This window comes from Marinobacter metalliresistant, assembly GCF_038098645.1.
Lineage (GTDB): Bacteria > Pseudomonadota > Gammaproteobacteria > Pseudomonadales > Oleiphilaceae > Marinobacter > Marinobacter metalliresistant.
On sequence record NZ_CP101118.1, the window covers coordinates 342,325 to 359,690 of the forward strand.

Annotated in this window: 20 protein-coding genes and 1 tRNA gene; 12 read left to right on the forward strand and 9 right to left on the reverse strand. The window is 57.1% G+C overall.

Going from position 1 to position 17,366, the window contains the following annotated elements; all coding sequences use genetic code 11:
* Nucleotides 1-4 precede the first annotated feature (4 nt).
* A complete protein-coding gene (locus NLK58_RS01615) occupies nucleotides 5-625 on the reverse strand; it encodes a peptidylprolyl isomerase (RefSeq protein WP_117616967.1) in 621 nt (206 codons plus the stop codon).
* Nucleotides 626-845: 220 nt separating this feature from the next.
* Between NLK58_RS01615 and NLK58_RS01620 the strand changes: the two genes are divergently transcribed.
* Complete coding sequence (locus tag NLK58_RS01620) at nucleotides 846-1,595, forward strand: pilus assembly protein PilB (protein ID WP_117616968.1); 750 nt, start codon at nucleotides 846-848, stop codon at nucleotides 1,593-1,595.
* Between the two features lie 31 nt (nucleotides 1,596-1,626).
* Here NLK58_RS01620 and NLK58_RS01625 read toward each other — a convergent pair whose 3' ends face one another.
* The 3 genes from NLK58_RS01625 to flgA all read right to left on the reverse strand — a co-directional run bounded on the left by NLK58_RS01625 (nucleotide 1,627) and on the right by flgA (nucleotide 3,356).
* Nucleotides 1,627-2,097, reverse strand: coding sequence for a flagellar protein FlgN (locus NLK58_RS01625; protein ID WP_341581890.1), 471 nt, complete (start codon nucleotides 2,095-2,097; stop codon nucleotides 1,627-1,629).
* Nucleotides 2,098-2,104: 7 nt separating this feature from the next.
* On the reverse strand, nucleotides 2,105-2,431 hold the full coding sequence (gene flgM / locus NLK58_RS01630; RefSeq protein ID WP_117616970.1) for a flagellar biosynthesis anti-sigma factor FlgM: 327 nt from the start codon (nucleotides 2,429-2,431) through the stop codon (nucleotides 2,105-2,107).
* A 223-nt stretch (nucleotides 2,432-2,654) separates the two neighbouring features.
* Nucleotides 2,655-3,356: a flagellar basal body P-ring formation chaperone FlgA gene (gene flgA / locus NLK58_RS01635; protein WP_205422246.1), complete on the reverse strand. Its 702-nt coding sequence runs from the start codon at nucleotides 3,354-3,356 to the stop codon at nucleotides 2,655-2,657.
* Between the two features lie 201 nt (nucleotides 3,357-3,557).
* Here flgA and NLK58_RS01640 point away from each other — a divergent pair, with 201 nt between their 5' ends.
* The 7 genes from NLK58_RS01640 (at nucleotide 3,558) to ltrA (ending at nucleotide 10,349) form a co-directional block, all read left to right on the forward strand.
* Nucleotides 3,558-4,487, forward strand: coding sequence for a chemotaxis protein CheV (locus NLK58_RS01640; RefSeq protein ID WP_117616972.1), 930 nt, complete (start codon nucleotides 3,558-3,560; stop codon nucleotides 4,485-4,487).
* A 37-nt stretch (nucleotides 4,488-4,524) separates the two neighbouring features.
* Nucleotides 4,525-5,352 carry a protein-glutamate O-methyltransferase CheR gene (locus NLK58_RS01645; RefSeq protein ID WP_117616973.1) on the forward strand — a complete coding sequence of 276 codons (828 nt, stop codon included), beginning with the start codon at nucleotides 4,525-4,527 and terminating at the stop codon, nucleotides 5,350-5,352.
* Between the two features lie 3 nt (nucleotides 5,353-5,355).
* A complete protein-coding gene (locus NLK58_RS01650; protein WP_341581891.1) occupies nucleotides 5,356-6,552 on the forward strand; it encodes an MFS transporter in 1,197 nt (398 codons plus the stop codon).
* Nucleotides 6,552-7,169 (forward strand): flavin reductase family protein, encoded by a 618-nt coding sequence (locus tag NLK58_RS01655; protein WP_117616975.1) that lies wholly within the window; start codon nucleotides 6,552-6,554, stop codon nucleotides 7,167-7,169. The genes NLK58_RS01650 and NLK58_RS01655 overlap by 1 nt, the downstream gene beginning before the upstream one ends.
* Before the next feature lie 21 nt (nucleotides 7,170-7,190).
* The gene (locus tag NLK58_RS01660) at nucleotides 7,191-8,093 is read left to right on the forward strand and encodes a LysR family transcriptional regulator (RefSeq protein ID WP_341581892.1); all 903 of its coding nucleotides are present in this window, start codon (nucleotides 7,191-7,193) and stop codon (nucleotides 8,091-8,093) included.
* Between the two features lie 107 nt (nucleotides 8,094-8,200).
* Nucleotides 8,201-8,569 carry a hypothetical protein gene (locus NLK58_RS01665; RefSeq protein WP_117616977.1) on the forward strand — a complete coding sequence of 123 codons (369 nt, stop codon included), beginning with the start codon at nucleotides 8,201-8,203 and terminating at the stop codon, nucleotides 8,567-8,569.
* A gap of 412 nt (nucleotides 8,570-8,981) precedes the next feature.
* On the forward strand, nucleotides 8,982-10,349 hold the full coding sequence (ltrA, locus tag NLK58_RS01670; protein WP_162893738.1) for a group II intron reverse transcriptase/maturase: 1,368 nt from the start codon (nucleotides 8,982-8,984) through the stop codon (nucleotides 10,347-10,349).
* A gap of 64 nt (nucleotides 10,350-10,413) precedes the next feature.
* Here the strand turns inward: ltrA and NLK58_RS01675 are convergent, their stop codons facing one another.
* Nucleotides 10,414-11,094, reverse strand: a complete 681-nt coding sequence (locus NLK58_RS01675) for a cupin domain-containing protein (RefSeq protein WP_117616978.1) — start codon at nucleotides 11,092-11,094, stop codon at nucleotides 10,414-10,416.
* Nucleotides 11,095-11,162: 68 nt separating this feature from the next.
* The gene (locus tag NLK58_RS01680) at nucleotides 11,163-11,693 is read right to left on the reverse strand and encodes an isochorismatase family protein (RefSeq protein ID WP_117616979.1); all 531 of its coding nucleotides are present in this window, start codon (nucleotides 11,691-11,693) and stop codon (nucleotides 11,163-11,165) included.
* A 50-nt stretch (nucleotides 11,694-11,743) separates the two neighbouring features.
* Between NLK58_RS01680 and NLK58_RS01685 the strand changes: the two genes are divergently transcribed.
* Nucleotides 11,744-11,950 (forward strand): DUF2905 domain-containing protein, encoded by a 207-nt coding sequence (locus NLK58_RS01685; RefSeq protein ID WP_117616980.1) that lies wholly within the window; start codon nucleotides 11,744-11,746, stop codon nucleotides 11,948-11,950.
* Nucleotides 11,951-12,078: 128 nt separating this feature from the next.
* A tRNA-Ser gene (locus NLK58_RS01690) sits at nucleotides 12,079-12,169 on the forward strand.
* 49 nt (nucleotides 12,170-12,218) lie between these two features.
* On the opposite strand, the gene NLK58_RS01695 is transcribed toward NLK58_RS01690, so the two are convergent.
* Nucleotides 12,219-12,824, reverse strand: coding sequence for a DUF938 domain-containing protein (locus tag NLK58_RS01695; protein WP_117616981.1), 606 nt, complete (start codon nucleotides 12,822-12,824; stop codon nucleotides 12,219-12,221).
* Between the two features lie 77 nt (nucleotides 12,825-12,901).
* Nucleotides 12,902-13,177 carry an acylphosphatase gene (yccX, locus tag NLK58_RS01700; RefSeq protein WP_117616982.1) on the reverse strand — a complete coding sequence of 92 codons (276 nt, stop codon included), beginning with the start codon at nucleotides 13,175-13,177 and terminating at the stop codon, nucleotides 12,902-12,904.
* An 83-nt stretch (nucleotides 13,178-13,260) separates the two neighbouring features.
* Between yccX and NLK58_RS01705 the strand changes: the two genes are divergently transcribed.
* Complete coding sequence (locus tag NLK58_RS01705; protein ID WP_341581893.1) at nucleotides 13,261-14,034, forward strand: fructosamine kinase family protein; 774 nt, start codon at nucleotides 13,261-13,263, stop codon at nucleotides 14,032-14,034.
* Here the strand turns inward: NLK58_RS01705 and NLK58_RS01710 are convergent.
* Nucleotides 14,031-14,978, reverse strand: a complete 948-nt coding sequence (locus NLK58_RS01710; protein ID WP_341581894.1) for an AEC family transporter — start codon at nucleotides 14,976-14,978, stop codon at nucleotides 14,031-14,033. The two genes, NLK58_RS01705 and NLK58_RS01710, sit on opposite strands and share 4 nt — an antisense overlap.
* A 361-nt stretch (nucleotides 14,979-15,339) precedes the next feature.
* Between NLK58_RS01710 and NLK58_RS01715 the strand changes: the two genes are divergently transcribed.
* On the forward strand, nucleotides 15,340-17,334 hold the full coding sequence (locus NLK58_RS01715; RefSeq protein ID WP_341581895.1) for a diguanylate cyclase: 1,995 nt from the start codon (nucleotides 15,340-15,342) through the stop codon (nucleotides 17,332-17,334).
* The last annotated feature ends 32 nt before the right edge of the window (nucleotides 17,335-17,366 follow it).

Below are 17,366 nucleotides of genomic sequence, written 5' to 3' on the forward strand. Positions count from 1 at the left end.
GGTGTCAGTCAGCAGTATCCAGCACGGTTACCTTCTTAATGATCACGGCTTCAACCGGAACATCGGCCATGCCCCGCTTCCGGGTCGTCTGCTTGCGGGCGATAGCATCAACGGCACCCATGCCCTCGGTCACCTTGCCGAAGACGGCATAGCCAGGGCCACGGACGCCGGCATTGAGGAAATCGTTGTCTGACAGATTGATGAAGAACTGTGAGGTGGCGGAATCCGGAGAGCTGGTCCGGGCCATGGCAATGGTTCCACGGAGGTTGGGAAGTGTGGATCTGGCTTCGTTCTTGATGGGGGCGCGGGTCGGTTTGCGGGAGAGGTCATCGGTAAACCCGCCACCTTGGATCATGAAGCCGGGAATGACCCGATGAAAGATGGTGTCGTCGAAGAATCCGGCCCGTGCGTACTCCAGAAAGTTGGCAACGGTTGCAGGGGCAACATCCGGGCGGAGCTGCAGTTCAAGGGCACCTTCACTGGTCACCATCCGGACTTTCGGAAGCGGTTCATCGGCTGGTTGGCCACTGCTCTGGGCCAGAGCAGTGCCAGCGGGCAAAAGCAAAGAGAGAAGTATCAACAGTACGGGAGTCACACTTTTCAAGGGTTTTACCAGATTTGTCATTTTCGGCCGCTCTCTGTGTTATTCGCAGGGGCTTTTCCTGCGACAATTCAGTGAATTCTGTTTTCCGGTGCGTGATCTTAGCAGAACGTGATTGTAAAACGGGGACTGTATCCACGCACATTTGATTGTGATCAGCTAACCTTTTCGGATGCAGGAATGAGTGCATCACATTCGCCGGGCAGGGTTGTACGGTTTTCACTGTTGAATAAGGAGAAACTGGGTGAGAATCCGCCAGGGATTTGAAGAAAAGTCACGCCTTGGGCGATTACTTGTCAATCGCGGGTATCTGTCTGAAGGCCAGCTGGATGAAGGCCTGAGAATTCAGCGCGAAACCGGCCAACGCCTCGGTGAAGTGCTCATTCAGGCCGGTTGGATCACGGATAAGGAACTTCACCGGGTTCTCAAGCACCAGTCCCGCTATCGTAACGCGGCGGCCCTGGTGACCATGGTTACGCTTCCGTTCCAGCCGCTGGTGACGTTTGCGGCCAGTAACAGTGCAGATACCTCCCAGTCGGCGTTGGAAGCCGGCGAACTCTATGAGAGAGGGAATCTTGCGCCGCTGACCGAGACCGAGCTGGCGGCCGTATCGGGGCAGGGTGATCCGACCCTGCTAGACCGGATCGGACTGGTCGGGGCGATGGCAGAGAATCCGGCCGGTGGCGACAGCCAGGGAGGAAGCCCGGCGGCTGACGTTATTGAGGGGATGAAACTGACGGCAAATATCTTCGTGCCGGTTCTGAACTTCCTGGATTCAGACCTTACCATTTCCGGCGTTCACTACCGGGAGGGTGAGCCCCGTTACGCGGTTCGGGAAGACGGGGCGCTGATGCTGGCCTTTCCGGAACGTATTGAAGAAATCCGCATGGACAATATCCGTGTTACCGGAGGCCAGGGCGCGTCAATGGGCAACGTGACCATTCAGGATATCCGGTTCCACCCGGACTCCCGGATGACCATTTACACCCGATAGAAACGGTTATGGGCCAAGGCCAGCGCGGTTTTCAGGCGCTTGCGAGCACTGTCCGGCTTGAAACTGTCGTGTGCTCACCACGTGCTCCGTAGAGCTTCTGCTGGCTATTGGCGCCCCGGAAAATGTCGGCCAGCCGGGTCAGGCGTTTTTGCAGATGGGTGATCACCCGACCGTTGTTCTGGTTCAGGGTCTGACAGGCTCGCAGTTTCTGGTCCGCTTCCTGCCAGAGCTGATAAAGCTCAGAAAGGCCCGCACTGCGAATAAAGCGGGAGGGCTCTCCGCTCTCGGGGCGATAGCCCATCTGAACCAGCGTCCGGATTTTCTGCTTTGCCCGCTCACGAATGGCCCCGAGAAGATCGTTTTTCTCTCTGGTCAATTCGTTCAGAGCCTGGAGATCGGAGGTGGCAAGGCAGGTTTTTTCCCTGCCGAGAATGTCAGCGAGTGTGTCCAGCTGGCTGACATCCTGGGATAGAAGAGCCTTCAGATCATCGATTGCTGCCATGATTTACTCACCCGAAAATGCTTTCATCCATCTCAAGCATTTTCTGGGCCAGTTTTTCGGCGTCAATTTTGTAGGTCCCGTTTTCGAGAGCGGAACGGATCTGCTCAATACGGTCATCATCCATCTCAGGATAATCACCCAGCTTCTGTTCCAGCTGTTTGAGATTCCTGGCCTGACTGCTCAGGCTCACGTTTTCACCCCGGGCTCCCCGGGTCTGAGTTTTTGCCTGCTCGTTGGTCGCCGGCTGGCTGCTCTGAGCGCCAGCGCCCTTGTCGGCCGTGGTTCTCTGGGTGTTGACCTGGCCGGGGCCAATTCCATTGAAGTCAACTGACATATCGATACCTGCTTGCCTGATGCGCCACACGTTTGCGGCGCTTACTCGAGTTTATGTCTTCTTAACGGCGGAACCGCAGAAACCTTTAGAAACTTTTTGCCTTCCGGATTAACATATTTTTACCCGGTAAATTTTTTCACCCCCAACCACTACTGCTCCCGCTACTACTGTCACCGGGCCTGGCAGAATCTTGCCGTGCCGGCAAAGTGCTGCCGAAGCGCGGCTACATCTGGATCTCAACACGGCCGGGGGCAACAACGTTCGCCTTTACCGTACGTGAGGAGCTCAGATTCTCGACCAGAACTTGCTCTCCTATGCCTGCGTTGGCCAGAGCCTTACCTCGGGAACGCACTGAAAATCCGCCGGTTTTCGCAGTAATGATAACATGATCCCCACGCTCTACCGCATCCGGCGCAGAGAGTATATCCGGAGTGATCAAAGAGCCGGCATTTATGGATCGCCGAACCTCCATTCCGACCGCTTGTGCGGTCTCGGTTATCGCTCCGCGCCTTGAGGCATTGATCTCCACGGACTGATGCGTCACCAGATCCGGGGTAATCCGCTCACCGCGAGTCAGGGGGCGGGTTGCAATCAGGGCGGGCCCACGGATTGAGATGGAGGCCGTAACGAACATTCGCCAGGGGCGGCTTCCCTCACAGGCTACCAGCAGGGACGGGCTTGTACTCTTCCAGGGGTCGCCGCTGAACCCGACACTCAGGGGGCGTTCGCACCCGGCGAGGGTGAGGCGGCTATCGATGGACCCTGGTTCAAAGGAAACCGTATAGCCCGCACTGGCCTGTTCGTTGGCAAAGTCGTCCAGAAACGCCAGGGTGGCCTGCCGGATCTGTTTGGCAGTGGTTTGGGCCAGCAATGGGCCGCTCAGGCTGGACATTAGCAGGAGTAGGGCAAAATTGGTGATGCGCATACGTATGAGTTTGTCCTATGCTTGTCAATATCAGGGCAGAAAAACCCGAACAATGCTAAGGGTTCCGGGAAAATGGCCGTTAAGTTGGCTGACCCGCCGCTGAGATGACGGTTTCCCGTCGATCAGGCGATTATTCGGCGATATATTCAGTGAACAGCAAGATATATGCCGGCGGAAAGCCGGCCAGCCAGGAGAAACAAAATGGCAGGGGTATTGGACAGCGTAAACCAGCGCACGCAGCTGGTAGGGCAGAATCGCCTTGAGCTCCTTCTTTTCCGCTTGAGAGGGCGTCAGATTTACGGCATTAACGTTTTCAAGGTGAAGGAGGTTTTGCAATGTCCCAGGCTGTCATCTATTCCCAACAGCCGGAACGTCGTCAGGGGGGTCGCCCATATCCGGGGCGAAACCATTCCGATTATTGATCTGAGCATGTCCATTGGATTGCCCGGAATTCCACAGGAAGAGCTGGCGACCAGTTTTGTCATCATTACCGAGTACAACCGTAAAACCCAGGGCTTCCTCGTTACTGGTGTCGACCGGATCATGAACATGAACTGGGAAGATATTCTGCCACCGCCCAGGGGTGCCGGAAGGGATGTTTACCTTACCGCTGTCACCAAGATCGATGATAAGCTGGTAGAAATCATTGATGTAGAGAAGATTCTTGCAGAAGTTTCTCCGCTCGGTGAGGATGTTACCGAAGCCGTGCTGAGCAAGAGTGCCGATCGGGTGCCCGGCCACCTGCCCGTCCTGGTGGTGGATGATTCGTCCGTGGCCCGTCGCCAGATAGAGCGTTGCCTGACGGCTATCGGAATGGAAGTCGTCACCAGGAATGACGGCAAACAGGCTTATCAATACCTGAAGGAAGTGACTGCCGACGGTTCGCGGGCAAAGGATCATTTCTCCCTGATCATTTCCGACGTTGAAATGCCAGAGATGGACGGCTATACGCTGGTGACGAAGCTTAAGGGTGATCCGGCCCTCGCCGACATGTTTATCATGCTGCACACCTCTCTCAGTGGGGTCTTTAATCAGGCTATGGTCAAGAAGGTCGGTGCCGACGACTTCATGGCAAAGTTCAGTCCGGACGAACTCGCCGAGCGGGTAATGGAAATCATCGACCAGGGTTGATGAAGCTGCTCAGAGATTCACTCAGAACAGAGATCCAATGAAAGCGGATATAACGCCACAGGAATATGAAGCCTTCAAGTCGTTCCTGCAGGATGCCTGTGGGATTTTGCTGGGAGAGAACAAGCAGTACCTGGTGAAAAGCCGGTTACGCCGGATTCTCGAGGAGAACAGCCTGAACTCGCTCGGTGAGCTCCTTGATCGTCTCAAGCGGCCAGGCCGGGGTGGTTTGCGTGAAGTTGTTATTGACGCCATGACCACCAATGAAACCCTGTGGTTCCGTGATAACCATCCGTTCCGGATCCTTCAGGAGAAACTGCTTCCCGAATTTGCCGAGCGCAATTCCAGCCAGCCGCTTCGAATCTGGTCTGCCGCTTGTTCAACCGGGCAGGAACCTTACTCGATTGCGATGATTGTGGAGGAGTTCCGAAGGCTCCGGCCAGGCAAATTGCGTGATGTAAGAATCACCGCAACGGATATTTCCAAAAGCGTGCTTGAGGTTGCCCGTAAGGGCGAATACGAGATGATCGCCATTGGTCGCGGGTTATCACCGGAGCGGCAGAAGCAGTTCTTTACGCCGTCCCTGAACGGTGGCTGGCAAATCAAGCCGCAGATCAAGACCATGGTAGAGTTCAAGGAGCTGAACCTGCTGGAGCGATACATGCTCGGCAAATTCGATATTGTGATGTGTCGCAACGTTCTGATTTATTTCTCAGCGGAATCAAAGAAAGACATCCTGACCAGGATGCATGCCACCCTTAATCCGGGAGGTTATCTGGTTCTTGGTGCCTCTGAATCTCTTAACGGTTTGCCCCACCTTTACGAGATGGTCCAGTGCCACCCCGGAATTATCTACAGGAAAAAATAAACCATGCCCATGAATGTCTGGGTGCTGGTTGCGGCTCAGGCGCTGGCGATGTGCACAGCGCCCTTCATTGTTTTCATTGGCAGCATCCAGGGCCGTATGCTTGCACCCGCAGCGGAATACGCCACACTTCCTGTCGGTCTTGTTGTCGTCGGGACAGTACTGGCCATCAAGCCTGCCACCTGGCTGATGGAACGATTCGGCCGCAAGCGGGTGATGCTGCTGGGCGCAACCATGGGGATGCTGGCCGGATTGCTCGGTGCACTGGCATCCTGGCTCGGATTGTTTTCGCTTTTGTGCCTGGCGACGGTTGTTGGTGGCACCGGATTGGCGGTAGTTCATCAATACCGTTTCGCAGCCATGGAGTCTGTGCCTCCGGGGCTGGCAGGTTCTGCCGCAGCCCGGGTGCTGCTTGGCGGGTTGGTTGCTGCCTGGCTAGGGCCCGAAGTCGCCGCTATTGGCAGTGGGTCGGCTGAGCAGTATCCGTTTCTGATCAGTTGGGTTGGTCTGACGGTTGTGCAGAGCGCGGCCTTGCTTATACTGGGCGCCGGTTACCGGGCAAAAGGTGAACTGGTACGGGAAACACATCCTGGCGGTGGCCGCCCTTTGCGTGAGATTCTTTCCAATCCACTGGTATGGGCCTCGATCAGCGCTGCTGCTATTGGTTATGCGGTGATGAGCTTCATCATGACGGCCACACCGCTGAGCATGACCGAGATGGCCGGGCATAATCTCAACGACGCCAAGCGTGTTATCCAGCTCCATATCATGGCCATGTACTTTCCCTCGCTCATCAGCGGCTGGCTGACCCGTGTTGTGAGTATACCTCTGATGATGGCGGCAGGGCTTCTCGCTTATCTGGGTTGCATCGTGCTCGCTGCCAGCGGCATCAGTTTCCATCATTATCTTGGGGCCCTGTTGTTGCTGGGTGTGGGCTGGAACGTCCTCTTTGTAGGTGGCACAACGCTACTTCCCAGGGGGTACCAGGATGCAGAGCGTTTCAGGGTTCAGGGGTTGAACGACATCATGGTGTTCGGTTCCCAGGCCACTGCTGCACTCTCTGCCGGTGCCATCCTGAGCTGGCTGGGCTGGGGCGGGCTTGTTATGGTCGCCCTGCCATTTCTTATCCTCCACGGAATCCTTATGACCCTGTGGCTCATCCGTGAGCGTACACCTGAAGCCGCGGTTAACGGGAGAAACTGATGCTTATCGATTTCGAGGGGATGGACCCGAAAGACGCCTATCACATCCTGACCCAGACCGTGATTCCACGCCCCGTCGCCTGGGTGTTGAGTGAGAACCCGGATGGTGATTACAATCTTGCGCCATTTTCCTTTTTTACGCCCATCACCAGCAATCCGCCGTTGCTGATGATTTCGGTCGGCAAAAAACCCACGGATAGGGCCTCAAAGGATACCCGGGTCAATATTGAAAAACGAAAGCATTTCGTGGTTCATATTGCCCACCGGGAGCTTGCGGCGGCAGTAACCGAGTCATCCAGAACCTTGCCCCATGGCGACTCCGAGCTGAACAATCTCGACCTCGAGTTGACGGACTTCGATGGGAGCAGGCTGCCGCGCCTCAAGGACTGCCACGTCGCTTTTGCCTGTGAGCTGTATGACATCAAGGAAATCGGTGCCGGCCCGCAATCGCTGGTGTTCGGCAAGGTAAATCGGGTGTGGGTAAGCGACGATGCGGTCCGTTACGACGACAAGAGCCGGCTCACGTTTGACGGTTCTGCAATTGATCCGCTTGGTCGCCTTGGCGGCAGCGAATACGTCACCTTCGGTGAAGTACTGAAGGTTCCGAGGCCTTCCTGAATTCTGGCGAGGGGCGTCGCAATGGGACAGCTTAATCTAAGGCATCTCTATTATTTCTGGGTGATCAGTCGCGAGGGCTCCATTGCCCGGGCCAGCGAGGTTCTGGAGCTGGCGCCACAGACCCTTAGCGGTCAGCTTGCGACGTTCGAAGCCTCCGTTGGTGGCCGTTTGTTTTCACGGGAACGGCGACAACTGATTCTGACTGATCTGGGGCGATTAATCCTTGGTTATGCCGATGACATTTTTGCGCTTACCGGCGAGCTCACTGAAACCCTGCGACTTGACCCTTCAGCGCGCCCGCTCACGCTCCGTGCCGGCATTTCCGCATCGATTCACAAGCTGATTGCCTATTATCTCCTGCAACCGGCGATGGCTGTTGAGCGGTCGATTCAACTGGAATGCCAGACAGGGCGCACTGAGGACCTGGTCCTTAGTCTCAAGCGCAAGGAGCTTGATCTGGTCCTTACAGACCGCATGCCAAAGCTTCAGGAGGAGGGCAATCTCACCGTCCATCCGTTGGCGGGCTCAAGCATGAGCCTGTTTGCGGCGCCGGCATTGGCGGGCCGGTTAAAAGACGGGTTCCCGGAATCCCTCAATGGTCAGCCGCTGCTGGCCAACGCCACCGATGCACCTTACTTCGAACGTCTCATGAACTGGTTTAGCCTCAATGGCGTGCGGATGAGGCTTGTTGCGCAGGTAGACGACAGCGCATTGATCAAAGTATTCGGAAGCCAGGGCTATGGCGTATTTGCGGCACCGACAGTCATTCGGGAGGAGGTCTGCCGACAGTATGAGGTTGAGGAAATCGCCTCAATTGATGACGTCGTGGATGAGCTTTTCGCAATTACCCGTGGCCGAAAAATTGCGCATGAGGGTGTTAGAGCTATCTGTGAGGCCCACTCCGACTTCCAGGGCCTGAAATGACCTCGAAAAAAGCGATGCAAAAACCTCAGGAAAGTTTATTTTATCGATCTCTGTTCCCGTCCACTATGAAATTGTGAAAGGCAGCAACCCGAAGAGGAGTAGCAGCTATGAAAACCATCCACAAATTCCGTCTGGAACCGGGCAAGGAGCCGACCACTCTCTCACTCCGGGAAGGTTATCGGGTGGTGCGCAGCGAGTACATCGTGCCCCACAAGGCCGTCTACCTCTGGGTGGAGCAGCCCTTGAATGTCACCACTCCGACCCTGGAACGGCGATTCCGCGTCGTGTACTCCGGTGAGCCTGTGCCGGATAGGTTTGAGTATGTCGACACTGCGCTGGATCCGTTTGGTCCCGAGGCATACCACGTGTTTGCGGTTCCGGCCGACGAGGATTCGGCAACATTCAGTCCTACGGGTGAAGGGGCAAGCAACGATGCCTTCACCAGGCGTAACTGGCAACCCACAGCGATCTCTTGACGATACCTGGGCTCCTTTCGGAGCCCTTTTTTAGTGCGCCCGGCATGGGCGCACTCCTGGAGGTGCAAGTCCTCCCGTAAGCTGGCCACAGCGAACGAAGTGAAGCGCAACTGCGGAAGGGCGACCAACTGTGGAGAGGAAGCGTGGAGCGTAAACCGTGAGCCGATGAACAAGAATCGGATATAAGGCGCTGCCGAGCAGGGCGAGCGGGCTAGAAGCCGCGAAGCTCTTGTGGCCAAGGCGATGCGGCGTAAATCCGGCGGTTGTGCGGTGAAGGAGTGTGTTCTTACCCGGGGATATCTCGCCTTATGCCTGAAAGGGCAACGTGGCAACACGGAGCGAGAAGTCAGCAGAGGCCATAGTAGTTTCCGGAATGGAACGAAGGGCCGAACGAGAAGGAGCGTCAAACGCCTTGTCGATGAGCATTGTACGGCATCAGATGCCCGCGCCAGCGGGGCGGGTTACGGAGCGGGAAGGTGAAGCCTTGCCAGATGTGACCAGCGATGAAACAGGACTCCCGCGACGAGAACCGGAGGGCGCAGGGCGAGGCCTGCTTGAGCAGGTATTCGCACGAGAGAATATGCAACGGGCATGGAAGCGCGTGAAGGCCAACAAGGGAGCGGCGGGTATCGACGGTCTGGACATTGCCCAGACAGCCGAACACCTGCAATGGGCCTGGCCGGATCTCCGGCAACAATTGCTGGAAGGTCGCTATCGGCCTCAGCCTGTCCGTCGGGTAGGCATCCCGAAACCGGACGGAAGTGAACGGGAACTGGGTATCCCCACCGTGACCGACCGTCTGATTCAACAGGCACTGTTGCAAGTGCTGCAACCTCTGATCGATCCAACCTTCAGCGAGCACAGCCACGGCTTCCGCCCGGGCCGTCGGGCTCAGGATGCGGTTTTGGCTGCACACCGCTATGCCCAGCAGGGCCACCACATCGTGGTGGACGTCGACCTGTCGAAGTTCTTCGACCGGGTCAACCACGACATCCTGATCGACCGTCTGAAACCGCGTGTGAACGACACCGGAGTCATCCGGCTGGTTCGGGCGTATCTGAATGCGGGCATTATGGATGGCGGAGTCGTCATTGAGCGACACGAAGGCACGCCGCAAGGCGGGCCTCTGTCGCCTTTATTGGCGAACGTCCTGCTGGACGAGGTGGATCGGGAACTGGAGCGCCGGGGCCACTGCTTCGCCCGCTATGCCGATGACTGCAACGTCTACGTACGCAGTCAGAAAGCCGGTGAGCGAGTGATGCGACTGTTGCGTCGCTGTTACGGCAAATTGCGCTTGACGATCAACGAATCCAAAAGCGCAGTCGCCAGTGCGTTCGGTCGAAAGTTCCTCGGCTATGCCTTATGGCAGACGAGGGACGGAGACGTCCGGCGCGCGGTATCAGCCAAGGCGTTACAGGCGTTCAAGTGGAGGATCAGGCAACTGACCCGACGCAACGGAGGGCGCAGTATTGAGCAGGTGGTAGAGCAACTCCGTAGCTACCTGTTGGGATGGAAAGGGTACTTCCGGCTGGCGCAAACGCCACGCATCTGGCGGTCGCTGGATGAGTGGTTACGCCGTCGCCTAAGAGCCTTGCATCTCAAACAGTGGAAGCGGGGCAGGACCATTTACCGGGAACTGCTGCGCCTTGGCGCGAGTCCCTGGGTTGCGGAATCAGTGGCGGCCCTGAGCCGTCGCTGGTGGCATAACAGTCGGTCTGCCATTCACAACGTGCTGACGATTGCCTACTTTGATCGGTTGGGCGTGCCGCGTCTCTCGTGATACCTCAACGTCTCGAACCGCCCGGTGCGGACCCGCTTGCCGGGTGGTGTGGGAGGGGCGGAGTCTAGTGGCTCCCCCCTATCCCGATTGGCTGGTCGCCAGGAAGGTGGCCCGTCTTGACCCAGATCACAGTTTCCTTATCCACGAACGGATGGTGTTGGCTCAGATGGGGGCTCCGGATCCAGGTTCCCTCAGGGTACCTGCCGTGCTCGTCGCAGAATTCCCCGGACAGTACGAAAATCTCTTCACCTCCGAAGTGTCTGTGGGGCTGGAAGACTTCGTTCGCCGGCCATTTCACCAGGGCAACATGCTCATGCTCGAACTCGTGCAGGGGCATAACCTGCAAGCCCCCAATGCCGGCGAGCCAGGGCGTATTGGTGGTGTCGATACGAACCGTTGACTGATCCCGTTCATCGAACTGATGCAGTTTCACCAGCAGGGTGCAACCTTCCTTGCTGAACGGGGCGTGGCCACTTCCCGGCGGGTTGCGCAGGTAAGTACCTGCCGGATAGTCGCCGGTTTCATCGGAAAATACGCCGTCGAGAACCAGAATTTCCTCGCCGAGTGGATGTTCGTGCCGCTTGAATGAGGCTCCGGGTTCATAACGAACAACGCTGGTTGCGTGCCCGCGCTCCGCTTCCTCTCTGGCAAGGGGTTTTCTGAGTACACCGCCTGCGGGGCTGGGAACCCATTCCTGTTCGGCAGTCCGAATTACGACCTTGCGGGTAAAATCCATGTTTAGCATCGGTAACCTCAAGAACTGCGTGGGATTTCGGGGGTGTGTTTACGTCGGCATCGCTGTGCTGGATGCATTTACTTGATCAGCGCCTGAATGTTCCTGAATTGCGGATGCCTGCAATGGCGCATCCATTCGAATGCCACCATTTCAAGGGTCACGACCCGTGCTCCGCTTTCGCTCAGGCGATCCAGGGCGACGTCACGGTCAAACTCGTTCCGGGAACCTGTCGCATCGGCCACCACCCAGACCTTGTAGCCGGCGTCGACAAGGCTGAGGGCGGTCTGCATCATGCAGACATGGGTCTCACAACCACCCACTACAATGTGTTGCCGGCCTTCGGGAAGGTGATCGACAAGCCCGTCGGGGCAGGCGTCAAAATGGTGTTTCGCCAGAGTTTGATGAGAAAGCTCCCGAACCGCCTCGACATTATGGCCCAGCTTGTCCGGAAGCTGTTCGGTGGCCAGTACCGGCACTTCCATCAGGCCAGCTATGGTTGCGAGTGTAATACATCGGTCAACCACCTCTTCACCGTGGCTTATGGCTGGCATGAGCTTTTCCTGTACGTCGATCAGCAGCAATGTCGATTGCTCAGCTTTCATCAGCATTGTTATTCTCCCCGTATCTTTATCGGATCTGGTCACCAAAGGTACCCGCCATGGCCCGCTGGTTCATTGTCGCCGGCATCATACTGATTGTTGTTGGGGCTATCCTCCATTTTACACCCGGCATTCTGAACTGGTTCGGAAAACTGCCCGGTGACATCAATATACGTTCGGAAAACAGCCGGGTGTTTATCCCGATTACGTCCATGATCATCATCAGCGTTGTGTTAACCATAGTCCTGAATCTGTTCAACCGGTAAACAGAAAAGCCGGCGATTCCCGAAATTTTTTGGCGATTTCTCCAAAGGGAGTTGCCAATCGCCCGTAAAACCATTAAAGTTTGCGCCCTCAAATGCGCGACGACATCGCTGATTTGAAACAGTTTATTGGAGAGGTGGCCGAGTGGCTGAAGGCGCACGCCTGGAAAGTGTGTATACGTTAATAGCGTATCGAGGGTTCGAATCCCTCCCTCTCCGCCAATACAATCCGCCAATACAAAACCCCGGCACCGTCGAGGTTTTTATACCTTCACTCAGACCGGCGCCAGACAAGCAGCCGGTTGTTGGCGGGCATGTCGAAATCCTGTTCCATCGTCAGGCCTGTGGCCTTACCCAGGCGCTGCAAATCCTCGATATCCCGTATACCCATGTGTGGAGCCTGCGCTCTGAGCGAGCTGTCGAACCGTTCGTTGCTGGGGCTGGTATGCTTGCCCGCATAACTGAACGGGCCATAGAGGCAGAAAGTACCGCCCATTGGTAATGCCTTGCCGATGCCCCGAAACATTGCCTCTACCTCCGGCCAGGCCATGATGTGAGCGGTATTGGCGGAGAAGGCGCCGCTGATGGCGGGTACCTGGGCCCAATCCCCGGCGAGGACATCAAGGGGTAGAGGCGGGCTGATATTGGGCAGCATTGCGTCGTCCAGCCACGGAATGCAAAGCTGGGTGTTGCGCGGGCGATCACTGGGCTGCCATGTCAGGTGCGGCAAATGCCCGGCAAAGTGCACCGCGTGCTGGCCGGTGCCTGTTCCGATTTCCAGAATCGTGCCCGGTTGTTTGAAAAGCCCGGAGAGTTTTTCAAGAATCGGTTGCCTGTTATTCTCACAAGCTTGGGAAAACGGTTTGTCCTTTGGCATGCCCCGACCTCTGAAAGGTGGTAGGTAGATAGTGGTGGTAACCCTGGCCCGGTGTATCGGTCACTGAAAGGCATCGATTAGCGAACGCTGAAATCAGTGAACGCTCCTGAGGGGGGCTGTTCCGTGATTTCGATGGCGTCTACCCGGGCATCCGGTGGCCCGCCTTTGCACCACTCATGAAGCTGATGCAACTGGCCTTCCGATCCTTCGGCAACCACTTCTACCTGGCCGGAGGGCAGGTTGCGGGCATAGCCGGTGAGGCCAAGTTCAGCGGCCCGTTTTTCGGTAGAGGCCCGGTAGTAGACGCCCTGTACCCGCCCGGAGATAAGAAGGTGCCAGCGTTTTTTATCCATCATTTGCCCCTTTAAATGCGTCGTGTCAGGCTTTGGTTCAATCTACCGGTTCCGGCAGGAAAACTTCAAGGAGTGTGTTCCCCATGGCCGATACCTACCTGAAACAGAACGCCACCGGCTATGCCAATGCGTTGATTTGCGAGGCAGAAGGTCTGGAGCGTCTTGCCAGCGCTCTTGGCGAGGCCGGGGTCACTGATATCGGTGTTCCGAAGGTTTACCGGGTAGATGAATCCGAACTGGAAATCACCGCCATCGAAGCCTTGGGGGCGTCGGATCGTGCCCGGCAAGCGCTTGGTGAAGGCCTGGCCCGACTGCACAGCCTTCCGCGGGATGCCTACGGCTGGAGCCACGACAACTACATCGGGTTGTCGCCGCAACCCAATCGCTGGTGCCGCAGCTGGGGCGAATTTTTTGTTCGGGACCGCCTTGGATATCAGGTTACCAGGGTGCGCGACGCCGCCCAGCGGACCCGTTTTCAGAAGGTGCTGGAGCAGCAGGGTGAAGTGCTCATGAAATGGCTCGACACCCATTGTGACCACCCGAGCCTGCTTCATGGCGACCTCTGGAGCGGAAACGTGCTGTTTGATGTGAAAATGCCCTGGCTGATTGATCCAGCTGTCTATTGCGGTGACCGTGAAGCCGATCTCGCCATGACGGAAATGTTCGGAGGTTTCGGGCGATCCTTCTACGCCGCCTACGATCGTCAATATCCCCGAACACCTGTGTATGGCGTGAAGCGTGAGGTCTACAACCTTTACCACTATCTGAATCACTACAATCTGTTCGGTGGCGGGTATCTCGGCGGCTGTCAGGCCGGGATTGCCGTTATTGAGTCTATTAGCCAGACGGGACACTAGATCAGCCCTGCGCTTCGCAATACGAACACACCCAGAGTCACGGTAATGCTGGCCATCAAGGTTGTCAGGGCGATTATATTGGCGGCCAGCCGGTCGTTTCCACCCAGAGCTTTTACCATCACAAAGCTGGCCGCGGCGGTGGGGCTGGCAAAGAACAGGAACATCAGTCCCAGTTCAGGACCGCGGAAGCCTGCCAGCCAGGCTGCGGCCGTACTCAGCGTGGGTAGCACGACCATCTTCATCAGGCTGGAGCTGAACGCCGTTTTACTGTCGTTCCGGATAGCACTGAGAGAGACTGTGGCCCCGATGCAGAGCAGCGCCAGCGGAAGGGTCAGGGATGCAAAATAGTCACCGCTGATCATTACCCAGCCCGGTAGCGTGATTTCCAGCGCGGCAAAGGGAATGGCGACAAACACGGCGATAATGAGCGGGTTACGAACAATATCGTGAAAGATCTTCCGCCAGTCTGTGGCCTGCCCGGGCTGATAGGCCACCAATACGATCACGGACAGGATGTTGTAGGAGATAATCACCAGCCCCAGCAGGATACCTCCGGCAGATAAGCCAAAATCGCCATACAGGTTGGCGGCGAGCGCGAGACCCACGATGCCGCAGTTGCCACGGAAGGCACCCTGCACATAAACCCCCCGATCTTCCCGGACAACGCGCCAGCGCGCCCAGAGCCAGGCTATTGCGAAACTTGCCAGGGTCGCGCCCAGGTAGAACACCAGAAGGCCGGGATTGAAGGCTGTATCCAGGTCCGCGCGGATGATGCTCAGAAACACGAGAGTCGGTAACGTTGCCTTGAAGACCAGGGCCGAGGCCGTGTTAACAAATGCGCCGTCAATCCAGCCGATGCGTCGCAGCCCAAGCCCAATAAAGACCATTATGAAAACCGGTAATGTGGTTTCCATGGTTTGCAGGAACAGGTCGATCAGGGTCATTACGGCTGGCCATTTCCGGGTTGTGTTGAGGATGAGGATTATAAGCGCTGCACTACCTAGCCTGCTACCGGAATGCCACCAAGGTTCCATTCAGGAGTGGTTCCGAATTTAACAAATAGTTGACAAGATGACATAGTTTGGTGGGGTGAAAGCTGTATACTTCAGGCAACTCATCGCCGGATTTGCAGGGAAATTGTGCTCCACGGACAGGTTTCCGGCTAACTGTCATTTTGTTTCGCTGGAGCCGTCGCTTATCTTGAACCCCGACCACCTTCTTCAGGCCAGCCAGGCCTCTCAATCGTCTGCTGCCCCTCCTGTGCGGAATACGTCTCTCCTCAGCATTCAACCCTGTGGCTGCCTGTTGGTTCTGGATAAGGACCTTTCCCTGATTGTTCAATGCAGTGCGAACGCCCAGCAGTATTTGCGTGTGGCTGCTGATGAGCTGCTGGATCAGAAGCCTGAACAGGTGCTCGGTAAACGGATTACGGGGAAGGCGCGAAACGAATTGCGCACGGGCAGCCGGCTCAGTGGTCCGCTTTCAATCCAGAGAGATATTGACGGTCGCAAGACCCGGCTGCAGGTCAATGCCTTCCGGTCCGGTGATGCGGTCATCGTCGAGATCGAGCCCATTACACCGCTTGGCAACCGGCGCCTGATGGGAACGGTGAACCAGTGGCTGACCAGACTGGCCCGGGCCGAAACGCCGGGCGCTCTGATGGACATCCTGGTGGCCGGTGTGCGGGATATAACCCGTTTTGAGCGTGTCCTGGTGTTCCATTTCGATGACGAAGGCCATGGTGTCTGTCTTGCGGAGGATTTGGCCGAAGGTCTGTCCCCGGTTGTGGGGCAGCGCTTTGCCGCGAGTGACTATCCGGCGGAACAGCGGGAAAAGTTTGCGGCAAGGGAGGTTCGAAGCATTCCGGATTTGGGTGCGGATGCCGTTCCGGTTGTTTCCTCAGCAGCACTTTCAGAACACAGGATCCGGGACATTGATGCCAGTGGTACGGTGCTGCGGGCCCCGTCCCGACGTCAGCGAAACTTTCTGGATGACTTCAATGCCAGGTCCCTTTTGTCTCTCGCCATCGTAGGTCAGACCGGCCTCTGGGGAATGGTGACCTGCATTTCCGCGACGCCAATGCCGCTGGCACCCACACTCAGGGATGCCGCCCGAACTCTGGTTACCATGGCGACTCAACGACTGTTCCTGCTCAAGGCGCGAATGGAATCCAGCTTTCTTTTGCAGGTGCAGGAGTCCAGGGACTTTCTGGTGGAGGATGTCAAAGCCGGGCTGTCGCCCACGGCAATGCTCGAAAAGTACGGCAACGAATGGCTCGTGTTTTTTCGCGCGGCCGGCCTGGCGTTCAGGACTAAAGGCGAGATATCCGGGTTCGGCGTGACTCCACCCCTGAAAACCATCGCAGAGTTTGCAAGAAGGCTCGAACAAAGCCACGGCCAGGGAGCCTGGGTGAGCAGCCGACTCAGGAATGAACCGTTGGCAGCGGGCCTTGAGCTGAATGGTTGCTGTGGGATGCTCGCAGCACCCTTGCCGGGGGAAGATTCTGAAGGTTGGTTGATGTTTTTCCGCCCGGAGCATGACAGGACGTTTTACTGGGCTGGAAAACCGGATTCCGATGCTTTGGTCAGCGCCCCCGCCAGCGGGCAGGACCTGCACCGCACCTTCAGCGCCTGGCAGGAGGAGGTCCGGGGCACCAGCGATCCGTGGAAACCGATTGAGCGTCAGGCCGCGGTGGATCTTGGAGAGGATGTGGCCCTGCTGGCATCGGCCAGCGAAATTACCCGGCTGAACGAAATGCTCCGGGAGGAGCAGCAGGCGCTTGCCAGGGCAAATGAAAAACTCCGTGAAGCGGTCAGTCATGATTCCCTGACCGGTATCTGGAATCGGTACCGGACCGAACAGGAGCTGGACAAGGAACTGGCGAAAGCCCGCCGGCACAAACTTCCGTTTTGTGTCCTGTTGTTGGACGTTGATCACTTCAAACGAGTGAACGACACCTGGGGTCATGAGGCAGGAGACGAGTTGCTGGGGCACATTGCCTGCGAGGTAAACGGCGTGCTGAGGCAGGAAGACCATATTGGTCGGTGGGGCGGTGAGGAATTTGTGGTTGTGGCCACCGGCGCAGCCAGGGAAGACGGAGTGATTCTGGCGGAGCGTATCCGTAAGGCAGTTGCCGGTGGGCGCATAAGCAGGATGCCGGAAGGCGTAACCGCCAGCATCGGAGTCGCTACCTGGCGTCCCGAGGACAAGCGTAAGGAGCTGGTGGCCCGTGCCGACAGAGCCATGTATGCGGCAAAAACAGGCGGGCGCAACCGGATAGAGACAGATCAGGGCCTCTGAGGAGGCCCTGATGTTGCTTTAACCCTTCAACT